Source organism: Janibacter indicus (genome assembly GCF_900176385.1).
Lineage (GTDB): Bacteria > Actinomycetota > Actinomycetes > Actinomycetales > Dermatophilaceae > Janibacter > Janibacter indicus.
Genome location: NZ_FWXN01000003.1, coordinates 48,533 through 68,381, shown reverse-complemented (window position 1 = coordinate 68,381; position 19,849 = coordinate 48,533). Strand labels below are relative to the sequence as shown.

General features: G+C 71.6%; 17 protein-coding genes. 8 read left to right on the top strand and 9 right to left on the bottom strand.

All coding sequences use genetic code 11. From position 1 onward, the window contains the following. Window positions 1-12: 12 nt before the first annotated feature. From B9B60_RS03880 to B9B60_RS03870, 3 genes are read right to left on the bottom strand one after another with little or no spacing between them, the layout of a single operon-like run. Window positions 13-537 carry an NADH-quinone oxidoreductase subunit C gene (locus B9B60_RS03880; protein WP_084449962.1) on the bottom strand — a complete coding sequence of 175 codons (525 nt, stop codon included), beginning with the start codon at window positions 535-537 and terminating at the stop codon, window positions 13-15. A gap of 1 nt (window position 538) precedes the next feature. Continuing rightward, window positions 539-1,120 carry an NADH-quinone oxidoreductase subunit B gene (locus tag B9B60_RS03875; RefSeq protein WP_084449961.1) on the bottom strand — a complete coding sequence of 194 codons (582 nt, stop codon included), beginning with the start codon at window positions 1,118-1,120 and terminating at the stop codon, window positions 539-541. A 9-nt stretch (window positions 1,121-1,129) separates the two neighbouring features. Continuing rightward, on the bottom strand, window positions 1,130-1,486 hold the full coding sequence (locus B9B60_RS03870; RefSeq protein ID WP_084449960.1) for an NADH-quinone oxidoreductase subunit A: 357 nt from the start codon (window positions 1,484-1,486) through the stop codon (window positions 1,130-1,132). A gap of 118 nt (window positions 1,487-1,604) precedes the next feature. Here B9B60_RS03870 and B9B60_RS03865 point away from each other — a divergent pair, with 118 nt between their 5' ends. The 5 genes from B9B60_RS03865 (at window position 1,605) to B9B60_RS03845 (ending at window position 7,284) form a co-directional block, all read left to right on the top strand. Next, complete coding sequence (locus tag B9B60_RS03865; protein WP_234993725.1) at window positions 1,605-3,110, top strand: M20/M25/M40 family metallo-hydrolase; 1,506 nt, start codon at window positions 1,605-1,607, stop codon at window positions 3,108-3,110. A 169-nt stretch (window positions 3,111-3,279) separates the two neighbouring features. Continuing rightward, window positions 3,280-3,723, top strand: a complete 444-nt coding sequence (locus B9B60_RS03860) for a DUF4870 domain-containing protein (protein WP_084449959.1) — start codon at window positions 3,280-3,282, stop codon at window positions 3,721-3,723. A 13-nt stretch (window positions 3,724-3,736) separates the two neighbouring features. Then, a complete protein-coding gene (locus B9B60_RS03855; RefSeq protein WP_084449958.1) occupies window positions 3,737-4,186 on the top strand; it encodes a hypothetical protein in 450 nt (149 codons plus the stop codon). Between the two features lie 123 nt (window positions 4,187-4,309). Continuing rightward, window positions 4,310-6,187 carry a 2-oxoacid:acceptor oxidoreductase subunit alpha gene (locus tag B9B60_RS03850; protein WP_084450137.1) on the top strand — a complete coding sequence of 626 codons (1,878 nt, stop codon included), beginning with the start codon at window positions 4,310-4,312 and terminating at the stop codon, window positions 6,185-6,187. After that, complete coding sequence (locus tag B9B60_RS03845) at window positions 6,184-7,284, top strand: 2-oxoacid:ferredoxin oxidoreductase subunit beta (protein WP_084449957.1); 1,101 nt, start codon at window positions 6,184-6,186, stop codon at window positions 7,282-7,284. Before B9B60_RS03850 ends, B9B60_RS03845 begins: the two co-directional genes overlap by 4 nt. Window positions 7,285-7,309: 25 nt before the next feature. On the opposite strand, the gene B9B60_RS03840 is transcribed toward B9B60_RS03845, so the two are convergent. Both B9B60_RS03840 and B9B60_RS03835 read right to left on the bottom strand, forming a co-directional pair. Beyond that, window positions 7,310-8,620, bottom strand: a complete 1,311-nt coding sequence (locus tag B9B60_RS03840) for a D-arabinono-1,4-lactone oxidase (protein WP_084449956.1) — start codon at window positions 8,618-8,620, stop codon at window positions 7,310-7,312. After that, window positions 8,617-9,774 (bottom strand): alanine racemase, encoded by a 1,158-nt coding sequence (locus B9B60_RS03835; protein WP_084449955.1) that lies wholly within the window; start codon window positions 9,772-9,774, stop codon window positions 8,617-8,619. The genes B9B60_RS03840 and B9B60_RS03835 overlap by 4 nt, the downstream gene beginning before the upstream one ends. Before the next feature lie 147 nt (window positions 9,775-9,921). On the opposite strand from B9B60_RS03835, the gene B9B60_RS03830 reads away from it, so the two are divergent. From B9B60_RS03830 to rarD, 3 genes are all read left to right on the top strand, one after another. Beyond that, on the top strand, window positions 9,922-11,952 hold the full coding sequence (locus B9B60_RS03830; protein ID WP_200811148.1) for a PhoX family protein: 2,031 nt from the start codon (window positions 9,922-9,924) through the stop codon (window positions 11,950-11,952). Window positions 11,953-12,029: 77 nt separating this feature from the next. Further along, the gene (locus tag B9B60_RS03825; RefSeq protein ID WP_072623693.1) at window positions 12,030-12,728 is read left to right on the top strand and encodes a class F sortase; all 699 of its coding nucleotides are present in this window, start codon (window positions 12,030-12,032) and stop codon (window positions 12,726-12,728) included. 41 nt (window positions 12,729-12,769) lie between these two features. Beyond that, window positions 12,770-13,708 carry an EamA family transporter RarD gene (gene rarD, locus B9B60_RS03820; RefSeq protein WP_084449954.1) on the top strand — a complete coding sequence of 313 codons (939 nt, stop codon included), beginning with the start codon at window positions 12,770-12,772 and terminating at the stop codon, window positions 13,706-13,708. 24 nt (window positions 13,709-13,732) lie between these two features. Here the strand turns inward: rarD and B9B60_RS03815 are convergent, their stop codons facing one another. From B9B60_RS03815 to nuoL, 4 genes are read right to left on the bottom strand one after another with little or no spacing between them, the layout of a single operon-like run. Next, window positions 13,733-14,737, bottom strand: coding sequence for a polyprenyl synthetase family protein (locus tag B9B60_RS03815; RefSeq protein WP_084449953.1), 1,005 nt, complete (start codon window positions 14,735-14,737; stop codon window positions 13,733-13,735). A gap of 2 nt (window positions 14,738-14,739) precedes the next feature. Continuing rightward, window positions 14,740-16,305 (bottom strand): NADH-quinone oxidoreductase subunit NuoN, encoded by a 1,566-nt coding sequence (nuoN, locus tag B9B60_RS03810; RefSeq protein WP_084449952.1) that lies wholly within the window; start codon window positions 16,303-16,305, stop codon window positions 14,740-14,742. After that, a complete protein-coding gene (locus tag B9B60_RS03805) occupies window positions 16,305-17,960 on the bottom strand; it encodes an NADH-quinone oxidoreductase subunit M (protein WP_084449951.1) in 1,656 nt (551 codons plus the stop codon). The genes nuoN and B9B60_RS03805 overlap by 1 nt, the downstream gene beginning before the upstream one ends. After that, complete coding sequence (gene nuoL, locus B9B60_RS03800) at window positions 17,960-19,843, bottom strand: NADH-quinone oxidoreductase subunit L (RefSeq protein ID WP_084449950.1); 1,884 nt, start codon at window positions 19,841-19,843, stop codon at window positions 17,960-17,962. The genes B9B60_RS03805 and nuoL overlap by 1 nt, the downstream gene beginning before the upstream one ends. Between the last annotated feature and the right edge of the window lie 6 nt (window positions 19,844-19,849).

Sequence of the window (19,849 nt, the reverse complement as noted above, 5' to 3'; positions counted from 1 at the left end):
TCGTCAGCGTGCTCATCCCTGCCCCCACTCGGGCCCGGGCACGCCGGGCGCGGTGACCCGGCGCCGGCTCGGCGACTTGCTCGAGCGGCCCTCGCCCGGCTCCTTGCCGCCGGGCCAGGGGCGGGTGGCGCGGGAGGCCAGGACGAAGGACTTGCGCAGCGGCGTCCCCTCGAAGCCGTCGGGCAGCAGCAGCGGTCGCAGCCCCAGCCCGGTGCCGTCGACGAAGCCGTCGAAGTCCTGGCCGAACATCTCGTGCGTCTCGCGCTCGTGCCACGCCGCACCGGCGAAGACGCCGGTGATGCTGTGCACGCTCTCGCCCAGCGGCACCCGGGTGCGCAGCAGCGTGGTGCGCTGGTCGCGCTCGGGCGTCGGTCGCGGGTCGATGAGGTGACAGACGACGTCGAGACCGGGGTGGTCCTCGCGGTCGGTCTCGTCGACCGCGCTCAGCCAGTCGAAGAAGGTGTAGCCGCGGTCGCGGGCGTCACGCACCGCCCGCAGCCACTCCAGCGGCGTCACGGCGAGGTCCTCCTGGGGCACGTCACGCTCCCGTCGTCGGGCGTCGCAGCAGGCCACGACGCACCTCACCGGCGCCGGCGGACCGGTGGCCGGCGTAGCGGGCGCGCAGACCGGGCGTCGACAAGGACTCTGCGGCGATGCGGTCCTGGAGGGTGAGGATCCCGTGGAGCAGGGCCTCGGGTCGCGGCGGGCAGCCGGGGACGTAGACGTCGACCGGGACGAGCTGGTCGACGCCCTTGGTCACCGAGTAGGAGTCCCAGTAGGGGCCGCCGGAGTTGGAGCAGGCACCGAAGGAGATGACGTACTTGGGCTCGGGCATCTGGTCGTGCAGCCGCCGGATCGCCGGCGCCATCTTGTCGGTCACCGTGCCGGAGACGACCATGAGGTCGGCCTGCCGCGGGCCGGGGGCGAAGGGGATGACCCCGAGCCGGATGAAGTCGTGCCGGGCCATCGACGCCGCGATGAACTCGATGGCGCAGCAGGCCAGCCCGAAGTTGAAGACCCACAGGGAGTAGCGCCGGCCCCAGTTGAGGACGACCTTCATCGGCTTGGGGGCGTGGGCGCCCACGGGGCCCACGCGCGGCATCGGCAGGTCGGTGGTCATCGGGTCACCTCACGTCCACCGCAGCAGCCCGCGCCGCAGCGCGTGGGCCAGGCCGAGGAGCACGACCCCGATGAAGATCGCCACCTCGAGCAGGCTCACCGGGCCGAGGTCGGTGCGCAGCACGAGTGCCCAGGGGAAGAGGTAGACCGCGTCGACGGCGAAGATCACGTAGAGGAAGGCGTAGGCGAGGTAGCGCACCCGGGTCTGCGCCCAGTCCTGCCCGACGGGGTCGACGCCGGACTCGTAGGTCGTCAGCTTGGCGCGGGTGGGGGCGGCCGGGGCGAGCAGCCGCCGGGCGGTGTAGGCCGCGACGACGAGCAGCACACCCACGACGAGGGTGCCGGCGACGACGAGGTATCCATCCACGTCCCGCACCCTATCCGCGCCGCCCGTCGAGAGAGCGGACCCCAAAGCCCCCGAAGCGTCGGCGGGCCCCCTAGGTTCACTCCCACACCGGCGGGCGACGGCGCCCGGAGGGAACATCGTGCGCTCACGTACCGCTGCCGCTACCGCGGCCGCCGCGACCGCGGCGCTGGCACTCACCACCCTCGCCAGCAGCCCGGCCCAGGCAGACAACCCCAACAACAGCAAGAAGATGACCCGGGCGGTCACCGTGGACAACGTCCACGACCACCTCGAGGCCTTCCAGGAGATCGCCGACGCCAACGACGGCAACCGCGGTGCCGGCACGTCCGGCTACGAGGCCAGCGCGCAGTACGTCGAGAAGACCCTGCGCGACGCCGGCTACACGACCGAACGCCAGTACTTCGACTTCATCTACGAGGAGACCCACGCGGCGAGCCTCGACGAGATCTCCCCCGAGGCGCGCTCGGTCGAGCACGTGCCGATGTCCTACAGCCAACCCACCCCGGCGGGCGGCGTGACCGCCGAACTCGTCGCGCCGAGCAACCCGCTCGGCTGCACCGCCGACGCCTACGCGGGCGTCGACGTCGCCGGCAAGATCGCCGTCGTCAGCCGCGGCGAGTGCGCCTTCGGCGACAAGGCCGCGGCCGCCGATGCCGCGGGCGCCGCCGCCGTCATCGTCTACAACAACGCGCCCGGCGCCCTCAACGGCACGCTCGGCGGGGTCAACCCCGACAGCGCCCCGGCCACCGGCGTGACCCAGGAGGAGGGCCGGACGATCCTCGACAAGATGTCCGCCGGCCCGGTGACGATGAAGCTCGTCATCGACAAGACGCTGGAGGAGCGCGAGACCTTCAACGTCCTCGCCGAGACCGACACCGGCCGCGACGACAACGTCGTCATGCTCGGCGCCCACCTCGACGGCGTCCACGACGGCGCCGGCATCAACGACAACGGCTCGGGCAGCGCCGGCATCCTCGAGACGGCCGTCCAGCTGGGCAAGGTCAACAAGCTCAACAACAAGGTCCGCTTCGCCTGGTGGGGCGCCGAGGAGCTCGGTCTCATCGGCTCCGACCACTACGTCGCCGACCTGCAGGCCAACGACCCGGCCGCGCTCGACGACATCGCGACCTACCTCAACTTCGACATGATCGCCTCGCCCAACCACATCATCGGGGTCTACGACGCCGACGAGTCGACCTACGAGGCCCCGGTCGAGGTGCCCGCGGGCTCCGCCGCCACCGAAAAGGTCTTCACCGACTACTTCGACAAGGGCAACCAGGCGTGGGTCGACACGGAGTTCTCCGGTCGCAGCGACTACTCGGCCTTCATCGCCGCGGGCGTGCCCGCGTCGGGCCTCTTCACCGGCGCCGACGGGGTCAAGACCCCCGAGGAGGTCGAGAAGTTCGGTGGTGAGGCCGGCGTCATCTACGACCCGAACTACCACACCCCCGCCGACGACATCACCAACATCAACATGGATGCCCTCGACATCATGAGCGACGCGATCGCCCACGCGACGATCACCCTCGCGCAGTCGACCAAGGACATCAACGGCAAGTCCAGCCGCGGCAAGTCCGGCAAGCCGGCGCCGACCGTGCTGCCCGAGGGCGTCGACGCGGCCTGACCGCAGGCACGCCCCCGACGGGGGTGCCCGGCCAGGTGCCGGGCACCCCCTTCGTCGTGCACCCGGCGTCGGGCGAAGGGGGGATGTCCCCCGCACCGTCTCGGCGGCGGGCCGCATTGGCTCACGGGCCGCGAACGGGCAGAGTCGGGGTGAGACCACAGGAGGACACATGAGCGAGCACCCGCAGACCCCACCCCCGCACGAGCCCCCGGCCCAGCAGACCCTACCCCCGCAGACCCCGCCCCCCGGCTACGCCCCCACCCCGATGTCGCCGACCGAGGAGCGCAACCTCGGGATGATCGCCCACCTCGTGCCGGCGGTGCTGCTGCCGCTCAGCGCAGGCACGCTCGGCTTCGTCGGGTCCCTGATCATCTACCTGATCTACAAGGACCGCGGGCCCTTCGTGCGGGCCCATGCGGCCAACAGCCTCAACGTCCAGATCATCACGGCGATCGCGCTGCTCCTGTCGAGCGTGCTGATGATCGTGCTCGTCGGCTTCCTGCTCTACCCGCTCGTCATCGTCGTGGCGACCGTCATCCACGTCCTGGGTGCGGTCAAGGCCAACAACGGCGAGTGGTGGACCCCGCCGCTGACGCCGCAGCTCGTCAAGTGAGCGACGCACCCCGGTGACCCGGCGGGCGAAGGGGGTCGTCGTCGCCGGGCACGGGGTGGCCTCCGGCCGGGCGGGCGACTCCCCCTTCGCCGCGGGGACGATCGAGCTGCAGGCGCCGCACTTCCGCGCCCGCGGGCTGGACCTGGCCCCCTTCGTCATGGCGACGGTCAACCTCGACCTCGCTCCGCACCGGCTCACCCTGCGGCAGCCGCGGTGGACCTTCGTCGACGTCGACTGGACCGACGTGCACCCGCCGGAGACCTTCTCCTTCGTCGAGTGCACCCTGACTCGTGGTGACGAGCACGTCGACGGGCTGGTCTACCACCCGCACCCCGAGACCAAGCCGATGCACCACCAGCCCTCGACCGTCGTCGAGCTGCTCCTGCCGCGGCTGGCCGGGCTCGCCGCCGGCGAGGAGCTGTGGCTGCGCCTCGACCCGCGGCAGGCCGCCCTGGTCACATAACAGCGCGTTATCCATCTCATAACGTGACCGATTGGTTCGCGAGGAACCCCCCGACCTACCATGGAAGGACGTCCGGGGAGCGCCCGCGACATGACCGACCTGCGAGGGGCACGACCACCCATCATGAGCAGTACTGCGACGACCCAGGCCAAGGACCGCGTCATCATCCGCTTCGCCGGCGACTCCGGCGACGGCATGCAGCTGACCGGCGACCGGTTCACGGCCGACAGCGCGGCGCTGGGCAACGACCTGTCGACCCTGCCCAACTTCCCTGCCGAGATCCGCGCCCCCCAGGGGACGATCCCGGGCGTGAGCTCCTTCCAGCTGCACTTCGCCAGCTGGGACATCCTCACCCCCGGTGACGCCCCGGACGTCCTCGTCGCGATGAACCCCGCGGCCCTCAAGGCCAACCTCGCCGACGTCCCGCGCGGCGCGACGATCATCGTCAACACCGACGAGTTCAGCACCCGCAACCTCAAGAAGGTCGGCTGGGCGACCAGCCCCCTCGACGACGACACGCTCGAGTCCTGGCACGTGCACGCCCTGCCGCTCACCTCGATCACCGTCGAGGCCCTCGCCGAGTTCGACTCCCTGACCCGCAAGGAGAAGGAGCGGGCGAAGAACATGTTCGCCCTCGGCCTGCTGTCGTGGATGTACTCGCGGCCGATCGCCGCCACCGAGGACTTCCTCACCTCGAAGTTCGGCGCCAAGCCCGACATCCTCGCCGCCAACCTCGCCGCGCTGCGCGCCGGGTGGAACTACGGCGAGACGACCGAGGACTTCGCCGTCCCCTTCACCGTGGCGCCGGCACCGACCCCGCCCGGCACCTACCGCAACATCACCGGCAACTCCGCGCTCTCGCTCGGCCTCGTCGCCGGCGCCCACCGCGCGGGCCGCCCGCTCGTGCTCGGCTCCTACCCGATCACCCCGGCGAGCGACATCCTGCACGCCCTCTCCGGCTACAAGCGCCACGGCGTGACGACGGTGCAGGCCGAGGACGAGATCGCCGGCATCGGCGTCGCGCTCGGCGCCTCCTTCGGCGGTGCGGTCGGCGTGACGACGACCTCCGGCCCGGGCGTCGCCCTGAAGTCGGAGACGATCGGCCTCGCGGTGAGCCTCGAGCTGCCGCTCGTCATCGTCGACGTGCAGCGCGGCGGGCCCTCGACCGGTCTGCCGACCAAGACCGAGCAGTCCGACCTGCTGCAGGCGATGTTCGGCCGCAACGGCGAGTCGCCGGTGCCGATCATCGCGCCGCAGACCTCGGCCGACTGCTTCGACGCGGCTCTCGAGGCCGTGCGCATCGCGACGGTCTACCGCACGCCGGTCTTCCTGCTCTCCGACGGCTACCTGGCCAACGGCTCCGAGCCGTGGCAGGTCCCGCAGGTCGCCGACCTGCCGACCTTCCCCGTCGAGCTGGCCACCGAGCCCAACGCGACGGACGCCAAGGGCAACCCGACCTTCCACCCCTACGTCCGCGACGAGGAGACCCTCGCCCGGCCGTGGGCGGTGCCCGGCACCCCCGGCCTCGAGCACCGCATCGGCGGGATCGAGAAGGACGCCGTCACCGGCAACATCTCCTACGACCCCGACAACCACGACCTCATGGTCCGCACCCGCCAGGCCAAGGTGGACAAGATCGCCGACGCCATCGGTGACCTCGAGGTCGACGACCCGAGCGGCGACGCCCGGGTCCTCGTCCTCGGCTGGGGCTCGACCTACGGCCCCAACCTCGCCGCGGTCCGCCGGCTGCGGTCCGCCGGCAAGAGCGTCGCCCACGCGCACCTGCGCCACCTCAACCCCTTCCCGGCCAACACCGGTGAGGTCCTCGCGCGCTACGAGCGCGTCATCGTGCCCGAGATGAACCTCGGGCAGCTGGCGATGCTGCTGCGCGCGAAGTACCTCGTCGACGTCCGGTCCCACACCTCGGTCCGCGGTCTGCCCTTCAAGGTCGCCGACCTGGCCGAGGTCATCGACGCTGCCCTCCAGGAGGTCACGGCATGAGCATCGATCTCGGCATCCCCACGGTGGCGTCCGGCACGGCCGGCGTCCCGGCCCTCCCCGAGGGCGAGAAGCAGACCCGCAAGGACTTCGCCTCCGACCAGGAGGTGCGCTGGTGCCCCGGCTGCGGTGACTACGCGATCCTCGCGGCCGTCCAGGGCTTCCTGCCCGAGCTCGGCCTGCGGCGCGAGAACATCACCTTCGTCTCCGGCATCGGCTGCTCCTCGCGCTTCCCCTACTACCTCGACACCTACGGGATGCACTCGATCCACGGGCGCGCCCCGGCGATCGCGACCGGGCTGGCGACGAGCCGCCCGGACCTGTCGGTGTGGGTCGTCACCGGTGACGGCGACGCCCTGTCCATCGGCGGCAACCACCTCATCCACGCGATGCGGCGCAACGTCAACATGACGATCCTGCTCTTCAACAACCGCATCTACGGCCTGACCAAGGGCCAGTACAGCCCGACCTCGCAGCCGGGCCTGGTGACCAAGTCCTCCCCCATGGGCTCGGTCGACGCCCCCTTCAACCCCGTCTCGCTGGCGCTCGGTGCCGAGGGCACCTTCGTCGCGCGGACCATGGACTCCGACCGCAAGCACCTCACCGAGGTGCTCAAGGCGGCTGCGGCACACCGCGGCACGTCGATCGTCGAGATCTACCAGAACTGCCCGATCTTCAACGACGGCGCCTTCGAGCTGATCAAGGACGTCGAGCAGCAGAAGGCACGTCTGGTGCACCTGCGCGACGGCGAGCCGGTCGCCATCGGCGATGAGGGCGAGCGCGAGCTGCTCGTCCGAGGCGAAGGGGGGTCCGTCCGCTTCGTGCCGGAGGCCGAGGTCTCCGAGCAGGGACTGGCCGACCACGTCGTCGTCCACGACGTCACCCTCTCCGACCCGAGCCAGGCCTTCTCGATCAGCCGGCTCGACTCCGAGTCGATGACGCACGTGCCGATGGGCATCTTCCGCGCCGTCGACCGCCCGACCTACGACGACCAGACCCGCGCGCAGGTCGAGTCCGCGGTCGACCTCGCCGGCGGCCCGGCCACCGACGACGACCTGCAGGACCTGCTCCACGGCAAGGACACCTGGACCGTCGAGTGACCGCATTGCCCTACGGCACTGCAGGTCAGGGGCCGAGGACCCGGTCCAGGTAGTCGTTGGCCAGGACCCGGCCGGGGTCCAGCCGGTCGCGCAGGGCGACGAAGTCACCGTGCCGCGGGTACAGGGCCGACAGCCGCTCGGCGTCGAGGGTGTGCAGCTTGCCCCAGTGCGGGCGGCCGGCGTGCGCCGCGACGATCTCCTCGAAGGCCGCGAAGTAGGCCGTCGGGTCGGCGCCCCGCACGTGCTGGTGCACCGCGACATAGGCATTGGCCCGCTCGTGGCCGGTCGAGAGCCAGATGTCGTCGGGCGCGGCGACGCGCACCTCGACGGGGAAGCTGATCGGCTCGCGTCGTCGCTCCACCCACGCGTGCAGGTCGGTGAGCACGTCGGCGACCGCCGCGCGCGGCACGGCGTACTCCGACTCGACGAAGCGCACGGTCCGCGGCGTCACGAAGACCTCGTGCGAGACCGCGGTGTAGGAACGCTGCGACAGCGCCCGGGCGGCCACGGCGTTGAAGGGCAGCACCGCCCGCGGCACGTGGGCCAGCACGCGGTTGACCGCGCCGAAGACAGTGTTGGACAGCAGCTCGTCGTCGAGCCGGCGACGCCACTCGGCCAGCGGCTCGTCGACCTCATCGGGCACGAGGTCGTTGGCCTTGGTCTGCACCCGTCGCGTGCCGGGGAACCAGTACATCTCGAAGTGCCGGTGGGCGTCGAAGAGCTCCTGGATGCGCGGCAGCACCCCGTCGAGCTCGTCGGGCGACTCCACGGCGCGCAGTCGGTAGGCCGGCAGGCAGGCGAGCTCGATCTCGGTGACGACGCCGAGCGCGCCGAGGCCGACCCGCGCCGCCCCGAAGAGCTCCGGATCGCTCTCGTCGACCCACCGCTCCTGCCCGTCGGGCGTGACGAGCCGCAGCCCGACGACGCCTGCGGCCAGGCCGGGCAGCCCGGCGCCGGTCCCGTGGGTGCCGGTCGACGTCGCACCGGCGAGCGTCTGGGCGTCGATGTCACCGAGGTTGGGCATGGCCAGGCCGAGCCAGTCGAGGGCCTGGTTGAGGACGCGAAGGGGGGTCCCAGCCAGCACCCGGACCCGCCCGGTGTACCGGTCGGCCGAGACGATGCCCGACAGGTGGTGCAGGTCCAGGCGCAGGTCGTCGGCCTGAGCGACGGCCGTGAAGGAGTGCCCGCTGCCGACGGGGCGGATGCGCCGCCCTTCGCCCGCCGCGGAGCGGACCGCCTCGGCCACCTCCTCGGGGGTGCGCGGGGCCAGCGTCTCGGCGCTGTCCGTGACGTTGCCGGCCCAGTTGGACCACGTGTGGCGACGACGGGATCTCATCCGAAGCACCGCCCTTCGCCGCGGTAGGTCGGCACGACGTCGACGACCTCTCCCCCGCTGATGACGACGTAGTCGTCGAAGCGCTCGGCGAGCTCGCCCGCCTTGGCATGCCGCCACCACACCCGGTCACCGATCGCCAGGTCGCGAGCGGCCTTGCCGCGCAAGGGGGTCTGCACCTCACCGGCACCCTCGGTCCCGACGAGCGAGAGCCCGGCGGGGTGCACCGGCGTCGGCGCCCGGGAGTCACCCGCGGGCCCGGACGCGATGTAGCCCCCGGAGAAGCAGGTGACGACGTCGCGCGCCGGCCGGCGGACGACGGGCAGCGCGAAGCCGACCGCGGGCTGCGGCGTGAAGGCGTCGTAGCCGTCGAAGAGCGTCGGCCCGACGAGGCCGGACCCGGCGGCGAGCTCGGTGAGCGCGGGGTCCGCGCCGGTCACCTCGAGCGAGCCGGTGCCGCCGCCGTTGACGATCGTCAGCGGCCCGGCGACCGCCTCGACCGCCGCCCGGACGGCACCGCGCCGGCGACGCAGCGAGGCATCGCTGCGCCGCTTGACGAGACGCACCGCCGCGGAGCTGTCGGGCAGCCCGGCGATCTGGGCGTCGTAGAACATCAGACCGACGACCCGCAGGCCCGCCCCCTGCGCGGCGCGCGCCACGGCGGCGGCCGCCCGCGGGGAGCGAAGGGGGCTGCGCCGCACCCCGAGGTGCGCCGGCCCGACCCGCAGGGAGGCGTCGACGTCGACGACCACCCGCACCGGCGCCCCGTGCGGCAGCCACCGGCGCAGCGCGTCGACCTGCTCGCGCGAGTCGACGGCGATGCTCACCTGCTCCAGGGCCCGCTCGTCGGCGGCGAGCGCCTGCAGCGCCTCACGATCGGTCGTCGGGTAGGCGACGAAGAGGTCGTCGACACCGTGGCCGGCGAGCCACAGCGCCTCGGGCAGGGAGTAGGCCATGACCCCGTCGAAGCCGGGCGTCGCCAGGGCCCGCTCGAGCAGGTGGCGCACCCGGATCGACTTGCTCGCGACCCGGATCGGGCGGCCACCGGCCCGTCGCACGAGGTCGGCGGCATTGGCGTCGTGGGCATCGAGGTCGACCACGGCGAAGGGGGCGGACCTCCCCTTCGTCGCACGGTCCCAGGTCGCAAAGTTGGTCACCTGACCCACATTACCCACGGGAGCGACCGTTCGACTGCGCGTCACCTGCCGGTCACGTCGCGGCCGCCCGACGTGACCCGGGCCTCCCTAGGTTGCTGGGGTCCTTGTCATGTCACCCCGCCCCGCGGCGGGACCTCGGAGGAAACGATGACGCCCCCTCGCAACGACCGCACCCTGCTGCCCCTGGCCGCCGGCCACCGTGACGGCGGCCGCTCCGCGGCCACGTGCATCTGGAAGTGCAACGACGCGTGCAGCAAGCCGGTCCCCAACACCTCGGACAACGAGTACTTCGGTGACGTGGTGGCCGCGTCCCGTCGCTCGGTGCTCAAGGCCGGCGGCGCCGCCGCGGCCCTCGCCGGCCTGACGACGGTCGCCACGGGCGCGGCCACGCCCGCCGCGGCTGCCGGCCCGGGCAAGAAGGCCCCCTTCGGCTTCACGCCCATCGACCCCGTGCCCGCCGGCACCGACGAGGTCGTCGTCCCCGAGGGCTTCCAGTGGGCCCCGATCATCGCCTGGGGCGACCCGGTCCTTGCCGGTGCCCCCGCCTTCGACTTCGACCGCCAGAGCGCCGCCGCGCAGGCCGGCCAGATGGGCTACAACTGCGACTACGTCGGTGTCGTGCGCACCCGGGGTCAGAACAACGCCGTGCTCGTCGTCAACAACGAGTACACCAACAACAACCTGATGTTCCACGACTACACGACCGCGGCCGCGATGACCGACGACCAGGTCCAGATCACGATGAACGCCCACGGCATGACCGTCGTGGAGATGTCGCGCAAGAACCCCCACAGCAAGTGGGTCTACACCAAGGGCGCCCCGCTCAACCGGCGGATCACGGCCGAGACCCCCTTCGAGCTCGTCGGTCCGGTCCGCGGCCACGACCTCGTCAAGACCTCCGCCGACCCGGCCGGCACGACCCCGCTCGGCACCTTCGGCAACTGCGCCGGCGGCACCACCCCGTGGGGCACGATCCTGTCCGGCGAGGAGAACTTCAACGGCTACTTCACCCAGCCGGCCGCCCCGACCGACGACCTGGTCGGGCAGGCCGCCAAGCGCTACGGCCTCGCCGGTGGCAGCAAGAGCCAGCACAACTGGGACCGCCTCGACCAGCGCTTCGACCTGACCAAGGAGCCCAACGAGGCGCACCGCCACGGCTGGATCATCGAGGTCGACCCGAGCGACCCGACGAGCACCCCCCGCAAGCTCACCGCCCTCGGGCGGATGAAGCACGAGGGCGCCAACGTCGTCATCGCGCGGGACGGCCGGGTCGTCGCCTACATGGGTGACGACGAGCGCTTCGACTACATGTACAAGTTCGTGTCGAAGGCGAAGTACCGCACAAACGACCGCGCCCACAACCTCACGCTCCTGCACGAGGGCGACCTCTACGTCGCGAAGTTCGTCGGCGACGGCTCCGCCGACGGCGAGCACGACGGCACCGGCCAGTGGCTGCCGCTCGTCGTCGACGGCGAGTCCAAGGTCGACGGCATGAGCGTCGAGGAGGTGCTCACCTTCGTGCGGGTCGCCGCCGACAAGGTCGGCCCGACGAAGATGGACCGCCCCGAGGACGTCGAGGTCAACCCGGTCAACGGCCGCGTCTACGCCGCCCTGACCAACAACTCCGCCCGCACCCCCGCGCAGGTCGACGAGGCCAACCCCCGGGCCAACAACAAGCACGGCCAGGTCCTCGAGATCACCGAGGACCGTGGCGACCACACCCGCACGACCTTCACGTGGAAGCTCGTGCTCGTCTGCGGCGACCCGAACGACCCGCAGACCTACTTCAACGGCTACGACACGTCGCAGGTCAGCCCGATCTCCTGCCCCGACAACGTCGCCTTCGACGGCGATGGCAACCTCTGGGTCGCCACCGACGGCAACGCGCTCGGCCACTGCGACGGCATGTACCTCATGCCGCTCGAGGGCAAGCACAAGGGCCACCTGCAGCAGTTCCTCTCGGTGCCGGCGTACGGCGAGTGCTGCGGCCCGCTCATCGAGTGGGACGATCGGGTCATCTTCGCGGCCGTGCAGCACCCGGGCGAGTCGGACGGCGCCACCACCGCCGCCCCGACGAGCACCTTCCCCTACCGCGGCAACACCCAGCCGCGCCCCTCGGTCATCATGATCTGGCCGGAGGCGAAGGGGGGCCACGGCAAGGGCAAGGGCAAGAACTGAGCCCGGTCATCCCTTCCCGGTGGGCCGTCCGCGATCCTCGCGGGCGGCCCACCGCCGTCCCGTGACAAGGTGAGCCCATGACCCTCCCCCGCCGCAGCGCCCTCGCCGCCGGCACCCTGCTCGCGCTCGCCGTGGCCGCCTGCTCCGACGAGGAGTCGTCGGGGTCAGGGTCGAGCACGTCGAGGACGCCGTCGACCACCTCTGGCACGACACCGAGCGCGTCGAGCACGTCGACCTCGGCCGACCCGACGGTGGACGTCACCGCGAGCCCCGACCCGACCCAGCCGGCCGACGCCCGCGACGCGGCGCTCGCCGACGTCGACGGCGGCGCCGAGGCGATCAGCCTGGCCATCCCCGCCGTCGGCCTGCGCACCCCGCTCGAGGCCCAGGGCCTGCGCGGTGGCGTGGTCAACCCCCGCCCCGGTCAGGTCATCTGGTTCACCGGCTACGAGCGGGTGCGCCCCGGCGCAACCGGCACGAGCGTCCTGGCCGGGCACGTCGTCTCCGGCGGCGCGCCGGACCGCTTCGCGGCGCTCGAGCAGCTCGAGGTCGGCGACGGTGTCGTCCTGGGCTACCCCAGCGGGACCGAGGTGCGCTTCGAGGTGACGAGCACCGACATCGTCGACAAGCAGGAGCTGACGAGCGACCCGTCCGTCTGGGGCCGCAACGACGACACCCGCCGGATCGTGCTCATCACCTGTGACGACCGGCTGGGCTTCCGCGAGGACGGTCACCGCACGGCCAACTTCGTCGCCGTCGCAGAGCTGCCCGACTGACGGCTGCCGAGGCCACCCGCGCCCGGGAGTAGCCTCGCCGGGTGACACCCTCTCGCGATGGCCGCGGCGTCCTCGCCGCCTGGCTCGCCTACGGCATCTGGGGCCTCTTCCCGCTGTACTTCCACGCGCTGCGCCCCTCCGGGGCCGTGGAGATCCTCGCCCACCGGATCGTGTGGACCTTCGTGCTGTGCGTCGTCGTGCTGCTGCTGCGCCACGAGCTCGTCGCGCTCGCCCGACGGCTGCGCGGCCGGCTGGCGCTCGGCGTGGGCATCGCCGCCTACCTCATCGCGATCAACTGGTTCGTCTACGTCTACGCCGTCGGGACCGGGCGCACGAGCGAGGCCGCGCTCGGTTACTTCCTCAACCCCATCGTCACCGTGGCCCTCGGCGTGCTCGTGCTGGGCGAGCGGCTGCGGGTGCTCCAGTGGATCGCCGTCGGCGTCGGTGCCGTCGCAGCGCTCTACCTGACCCTCGCGGGCGGCGGGCTGCCCTGGATCTCCCTCGTCCTGGCCCTGTCCTTCGGCGGCTACGGGCTGACCAAGAAGCGCCTGGGCGCCAGCCTCCCCGCCCTGCACTCCCTCTCGGCCGAGACCGTCTTCCTCATGCCGGCGGCGCTCGGTCTGCTGTGGTGGCTCACTGCCGCGGGCGACTCGACCTTCACGGTCGACGCCCCGTGGCACCCGCTCCTGCTCGTCGCCGCGGGCGCGATCACGGCCGTCCCGCTGCTGCTCTTCGCCGAGGCCGCACGCCGGATCCCCCTCGTGACGATCGGGCTGATCCAGTTCATCACGCCGGTGCTCCAGCTCGTCGTGAGCGTCACCGTGCTCGGCGAGCACCTCGAGCCGGCCCGCTGGGTCGGCTTCGCGATCGTCTGGGTGGCGCTGGCCTTCCTCACCGTCGACTCGGTGGCCTCCGCCCGCAGGCGGCGGCGTCCCGCCGCCGACGAGTGCGAGTCACTGGAGCCCGTCGAGCCGGTCTGAGGCCCGGCGAAGGGAGCGGCCGCGTCAGCCGACGCGGTGGATGACGCCGTCCATGAGCGCGATGAGCGCGGTCTTGGCGTCGCTGTCGGGCAGCGCGTCGAGGGAGGCGGTCGCCCGACGGCCCACCTCGAGGGTCTCCTCGCGGGCGGCGGCCATGCCCGGGTGCACCCGCAGCAGCTCCAGCGCCCGCTCGAGCCGCTCGGGCTCCTTGAGCTCGGAGCGCAGCAGCTCCTGCAGCTCGGCATCGGCGGGGTCGGTGGAGGCCAAGGCGTTGAGCACCGGCAGGGTGCGCTTGCCCTCGCGCAGGTCGGTGCCCGGCGTCTTGCCCGTCTCGCCGGACTCGCTGGCGATGTCGATGAGGTCGTCGGCCAGCTGGAAGGCCATGCCCAGCTGCTCGCCGTACTCGGTGACGAGCTCGACGACCTCGGGACTGCAGCCGCCGTACATGGCGCCGTAACGGGCGGCCGTCGCGACGAGGACACCGGTCTTGTCGGCGAGGACCCCGCGGTAGTACTCGCGCGGGTCGGCACCCTCGGGGCAGGGCCGGTCGTCGCGGATCTGCCCGGAGCACAGCCGGATGAAGGTCTGCGCCTGGATCTTGACCGCATCGGCCCCGAGGTCGGCGATGATGTCGGACGCGGTGCCGAAGAGCAGGTCGCCGACGAGGATCGCCGTCGAGTTGTCGTAGCGGGCGTTGGCGCTGGGGGCGCCCCGGCGCAGGTCGGCCTCGTCCATGACGTCGTCGTGGTAGAGGCTGGCCAGGTGGGTCAGCTCGACCCCGGCCGCCGCGGCGACGACCCGGTCGTCGATGCCCTCGCCGAGCTCGGCGACGAGCATCGTCAGCACTGGCCGGAAGCGCTTGCCCCCGGCCCGCGCCAGGTGGAGGTTGGCCTCGGTGATGAAGTCGTCCTCGTTGCGAGTGCGCTCGACGATCAGCGCCTCGACCCGCTCCAGCCCCTCGGCCAGCCGGGAGCTCAACGCGTCGCTGGCCTCCGGCAGGGCGAGGACAGGGGGCGTTGCGCTGGTCATGGTCACCTCGGGATGAAGACGCTGGACTGCTCGGCCAGCTCGAGGAGCGGGCCGGGGAAGACACCGAGCACGATGGTGGCGATGACGCCGATGCCGATGACGACGAGGGACAGCGTAGCCGGGGCCGCGACGGTGACCTCACCCGCCGGTTCGGTGAAGAACATCAGCACGATCAGCCGCACGTAGACGAAGGCGGTGATGGCCGACATGAGCACGCCGATGACCACGAGGACGACCCCCGCGAGACCGCCGTGCTCGATCGCCGGCATGAAGGCGGCGACCTTGGCCGTGAAGCCCGAGGTCAGCGGGATGCCGGCGAAGCCGAGCATGAAGAGCGCGAAGGCGCCCGCCAGGTAGGGGTGCGTGCGCCCGAGCCCCGCCCACTGGGACAGGTGGGTGGCCTCGGCACCGCGCTCGCGCACGAGGTTGACGACGGCGAAGGCGGCGATCGTCGTGATGCCGTAGGCGACGACGTAGAAGAGCACCCCCTCGATGCCGCTGCGGTCGAAGGCGATGAGCGCGACGAGGATGAAGCCGGCGTGGGCGATGGAGCTGTAGGCGAGCAGCCGCTTGATGTCGGTCTGGGTCACCGAGAGCACCGCGCCGACGACCATCGTCAGGGCGGCGATGACGATGACACCCATCCGCCACTCCCAGCGGGTGGTCTCGAGACCCACGTAGACCAGGCGCAGCAGCGCACCGAAGGCGGCGGCCTTGGTGCACGCGGCCATGAAGCCGGTCACCGGGGTCGGGGCGCCCTGGTAGACGTCGGGGGTCCAGGAGTGGAAGGGGGCGGCGCCCACCTTGAAGAGCAGGCCCACGAGCACCATGACGACACCCGGCAGGAGCAGCCCCTCGAGGTCACCGGTCGAGGTGGTCGCGGCCGCCGCGATCTCGGCCAGACCGATCGACCCGGCGTAGCCGTAGAGCAGCGCTGCGCCGAAGAGGAAGAAGCCGGACGAGAAGGCCCCGAGGAGGAAGTACTTCAGCGCCGCCTCCTGCGAGAGCAGACGCCGACGCCGGGCCAGCCCGGACATGAGGTAGAGCGGCAGCGACAGCAGCTCGAGCGCGACGAACATCGTCAGCAGGTCGTTGGACGCCGGGAAGAGCAGCATGCCGGCGAGCGCGAAGAGCGCGAGCGGGAAGACCTCGGTCGTCGACCAGCCCTTGCGGGCGGCCTGCGCCTCGAGGTTGGAGCCCGGGCTCGCGGCACCCATCGGGGTGAAGGCATCAGCGGTCTCGCCGCCGAGGCGGTCGGCCATGACGAAGAGGCCGAGCAGCCCGAGGAGGAGCAGGGCACCCTGCATGAAGCGGGTCGGCTCGTCGACGGCGACGGTGCCGCCCACGCTGACCCCGGTCTCGTCGACGGTCATGAAGACCAGCGCGGCGAAGGAGAGCACGAGGGTCGCGACCGAGACGACGACCTGGGTCACGTGCCGGGCGGGCCGCGGCGCGAAGGCCTCGACGAGCACGCCGACGAAGCCGCCGACGAGGAGCACGATCATCGGCGAGAGGGCCCAGTAGCTGATCTCGACGGCCTCGAAGGCCGCGGGGACGGTCAGGGTCATCAGTGGTCACTCCCGGAGGTCGAACCGGCGTCGGCGGGGACGGACGGGGCCGGGTCGCTGACGCCGACGATCTGCAGGGTCCGCTCGACCGCGGGGTCGAGGGTGTCGAGGACGGGTCCCGGGAAGAAGCCGAGCACGACGAGGGCGACGACCACCGGGGCCACGACGGCCTTCTCGCGCCAGCCGAGGTCCCGCAGCGGTGCCGTCAGGCGAGCCGGCGTGACGCCCTCGTCGAGGTCGGCACGCACGTAGGGCAGCTCGGCAGCCGCGGGGGCCTCCCCTTCGCCCCGGTCCGTGCCGGCGCCCTCGGGGTCGACGACCGGGGGCGGCCCGGTGAAGATCCGCTTGTACATGAGCAGCACGTAGATCGCGGCGAGGACGACGCCCCACACGGCGAAGGCGGTGGCCACCGGCTGCGTCGACCAGGACCCGGCGATGACGAGGAACTCCGAGACGAAGGTCGACAGGCCCGGCAGCGACAGGGTCGCGAGGCCGGCGACGAGGAAGGCCCCGGCGAGCCACGGGGTGGCTCGCTGCCAGCCACCGTAGTCGTCGATCCGCTGGCTGCCGCGGCGGGCGATGAGCATGCCCGCGACGAGGAAGAGGCCGGCGGTCGCGAAGCCGTGGTTGACCATGTAGAAGTTGGCGCCCGACTGGGCGACCGAGGTGAAGGCGAAGATGCCCAGGACGATGAAGCCGAAGTGGCTCACCGAGGTGAAGGCGATGAGGCGCATGATGTCCGGCTCGCCGATCGCGAGGATCGCGCCGTAGAGGATCGAGAAGACCGCGAGGGTGACGACGACCGGCGTCGCCCACTGGCTCGCCTCGGGGAAGAGCTGGAGGCAGAAGCGGATCATCCCGTAGGTGCCGACCTTGTCGAGCACGCCGACGAGCAGGGTCGCGACGGCCGGACGGGAGGCGGCGGCCGCGTCGGGCAGCCAGGTGTGGACCGGCCACATCGGCGCCTTGACGGCGAAGGCGATGAAGAAGGCGATGAAGATCCAGCGCTCGGTGGCGCCGCCGATCTCCAGCCCGGTGAGCCGCTCGACGAGGAAGCCGTCGTCGCCACCGGGGCCCTGCAGGTAGAGGGCGATGACGCCGACGAGCATGATCAGCCCGCCCGCGAGGGAGAAGAGGAGGAACTTCATCGCCGCGGCCTGGCGGCGGGCGCCGCCGTACATCCCGATGAGGAAGTAGACCGGGATGAGCATCGCCTCGAAGAAGACGTAGAAGAGGAAGACGTCGATCGCCGCGAAGACGCCGACCATGAAGGGCAGCAGCGACAGCAGCAGCGCGAAGTAGCCCTTGTGCCAGGTGCCGCCCTCGGGGACGTCGTCCCACGCGGCGAGGATGCACACGGGCACGAGGACGAGTGCCATGAGGATCAGGGCGAGCGAGATGCCGTCGACCCCGAGGGCGTAGCTGACGCCCAGCTGCGGGATCCACTCGTGGCGCTCGACCATCTGGAACTGCTCGCTGCTGCCCCGGGTGAAGCTCGTCGCCGTCGCGGCGATGCCGATCACCAGGGTCAGCAGGGCGACGCCGAGGGCGATGGGCCGGGCGAGCAGCGCACTGCGCGAAGGGAGGACGGCCACCACGAGCGCGCCGACGGCCGGCACGGCCATGAGCAGGGTGAGCCAGGGCAGGTTGTCCATCAGTTGATCACCCACAGGGCTGCGAGGAAGGCGACGACGCCGGTGAGCATCGTCAGGGCGTAGGAGCGCGCGTAGCCGTTCTGAGCCGTGCGCAGCCAGGAGGAGATGCTCTCGATCGACCGGCTCAGGCCGCCGACACCGGCCCCGTCGACGCCCTCGACGTCGGCGGAGACCAGGCCGCGGGTGAGCGAGATGCCGGGCCACTGGAGCAGGGTCGCGTTGAGCTCGTCCTGGTAGAGGTCGGCGCGGGCGGCGCGGGTGAGCGCGCTGCCCTCCGGCGCGACCTGCGGGACCTCGCCGCGGCCGTAGACCAGCCAGGCCCACACGGCGCCGACGGCGACGACGACGAGGGTGGAGCCCATGAGGACCGGCACCGGCAGGACCGGCTCGTGGTGCTCGACGTGGCCGAGGACCGGCTCGAGCCAGGTCGTGATCGGGGCGACCGTCGCGAGGACGAGACCGAGCAGGGCCGAGCCGACGGCCAGGACCATCATCGGGATCGTCATCGTGAGCGGCGACTCGTGCGGGTGGACGTCGTCGGTCCAGCGCCGCTTGCCGTGGAAGGTCATGAAGAACAGCCGCGACATGTAGAAGGCCGTGATGCCGGCGCCGATCAGCGCGGTCAGGCCGAAGACCCACGGACGCCAGCCCTCGCCGACGAAGGCGGCCTCGATGATCTTGTCCTTGCTCCAGAAGCCAGCGAAGGGGGGAACCCCGAGGATCGCCAGCCAGCCCAGGCCGAAGGTCACCCAGGTGATCTTCATGACCGTCGACAGGCCACCGAAGCGGCGCATGTCGACCTGGTCGCCCATGCCGTGCATGACCGAGCCGGCCCCGAGGAACATCCCGGCCTTGAAGAAGCCGTGCGTCACGAGGTGGAAGATCGCGAAGGCGTAGCCGACCGGGCCCAGACCCGCGGCGAGCATCATGTATCCGATCTGGCTCATCGTCGAGGCGGCGAGCGCCTTCTTCATGTCGTCCTTGGCGCAACCGACGATCGCCCCGTAGACGAGGGTGATGGCTCCGACGATGACGACCGCGAGCTGGGCATCGGGTGCGGCGTCGAAGATGTGGTGGCTGCGCACGACGAGGTAGACGCCGGCGGTGACCATGGTCGCGGCGTGGATGAGCGCCGAGACGGGGGTCGGGCCGGCCATGGCGTCACCGAGCCAGGACTGCAGCGGGAACTGCGCGGACTTGCCGCATGCTCCGAGCAGGAGCAGCAGACCGATCGCCGTGAGGGTCCCCTCGCCGGCACCGCCGACCGCGGCGTCGACCGCCGCGAAGTCCACGGTGCCGAAGGTCGCGAGCATGATCGACATCGCAAGGATCAGGCCCACGTCACCGATGCGGTTGGCGATGAAGGCCTTGTTGGCCGCGGTCGCGTAGGCGGGGTTGTGGTTCCAGAAGCCGATGAGCAGCCACGACGCCAGGCCCACGCCCTCCCAGCCGACGAAGAGCAGCAGGTAGGAGTCGGCGAGGACGAGCAGCAGCATCGACGCGACGAAGAGGTTGAGGTAGGCGAAGAAGCGCCGCTTGTCGGGGTCGTGCTCCATGTACCCGAGCGAGTACACGTGGATCAGCGAGCCGACGAAGGTGATGAGCAGGACGAAGGCCATCGACAGCGGGTCGACGAGCAGCCCGGCGGTGACGTCGATGCTGCCCGCCGGCACCCAGTCCCACAGCTCGATCGAGTGGGCACGCTCCTCCGGGTCGGCACCCAGCATCGAGACGAAGACCGCCGCACCGACGAGGAAGGAGCCCCAGGAGAGCGCGGTGGCCAGGAGCGGCCCGAAGGAGTCGGTGAGCCGTCCGCCGAGGAGCAGCAGGGTCGCGCCGAGGAGCGGCAGGGCGACGAGGAGCCAGGCATATTCGGTGATCACGAGGGC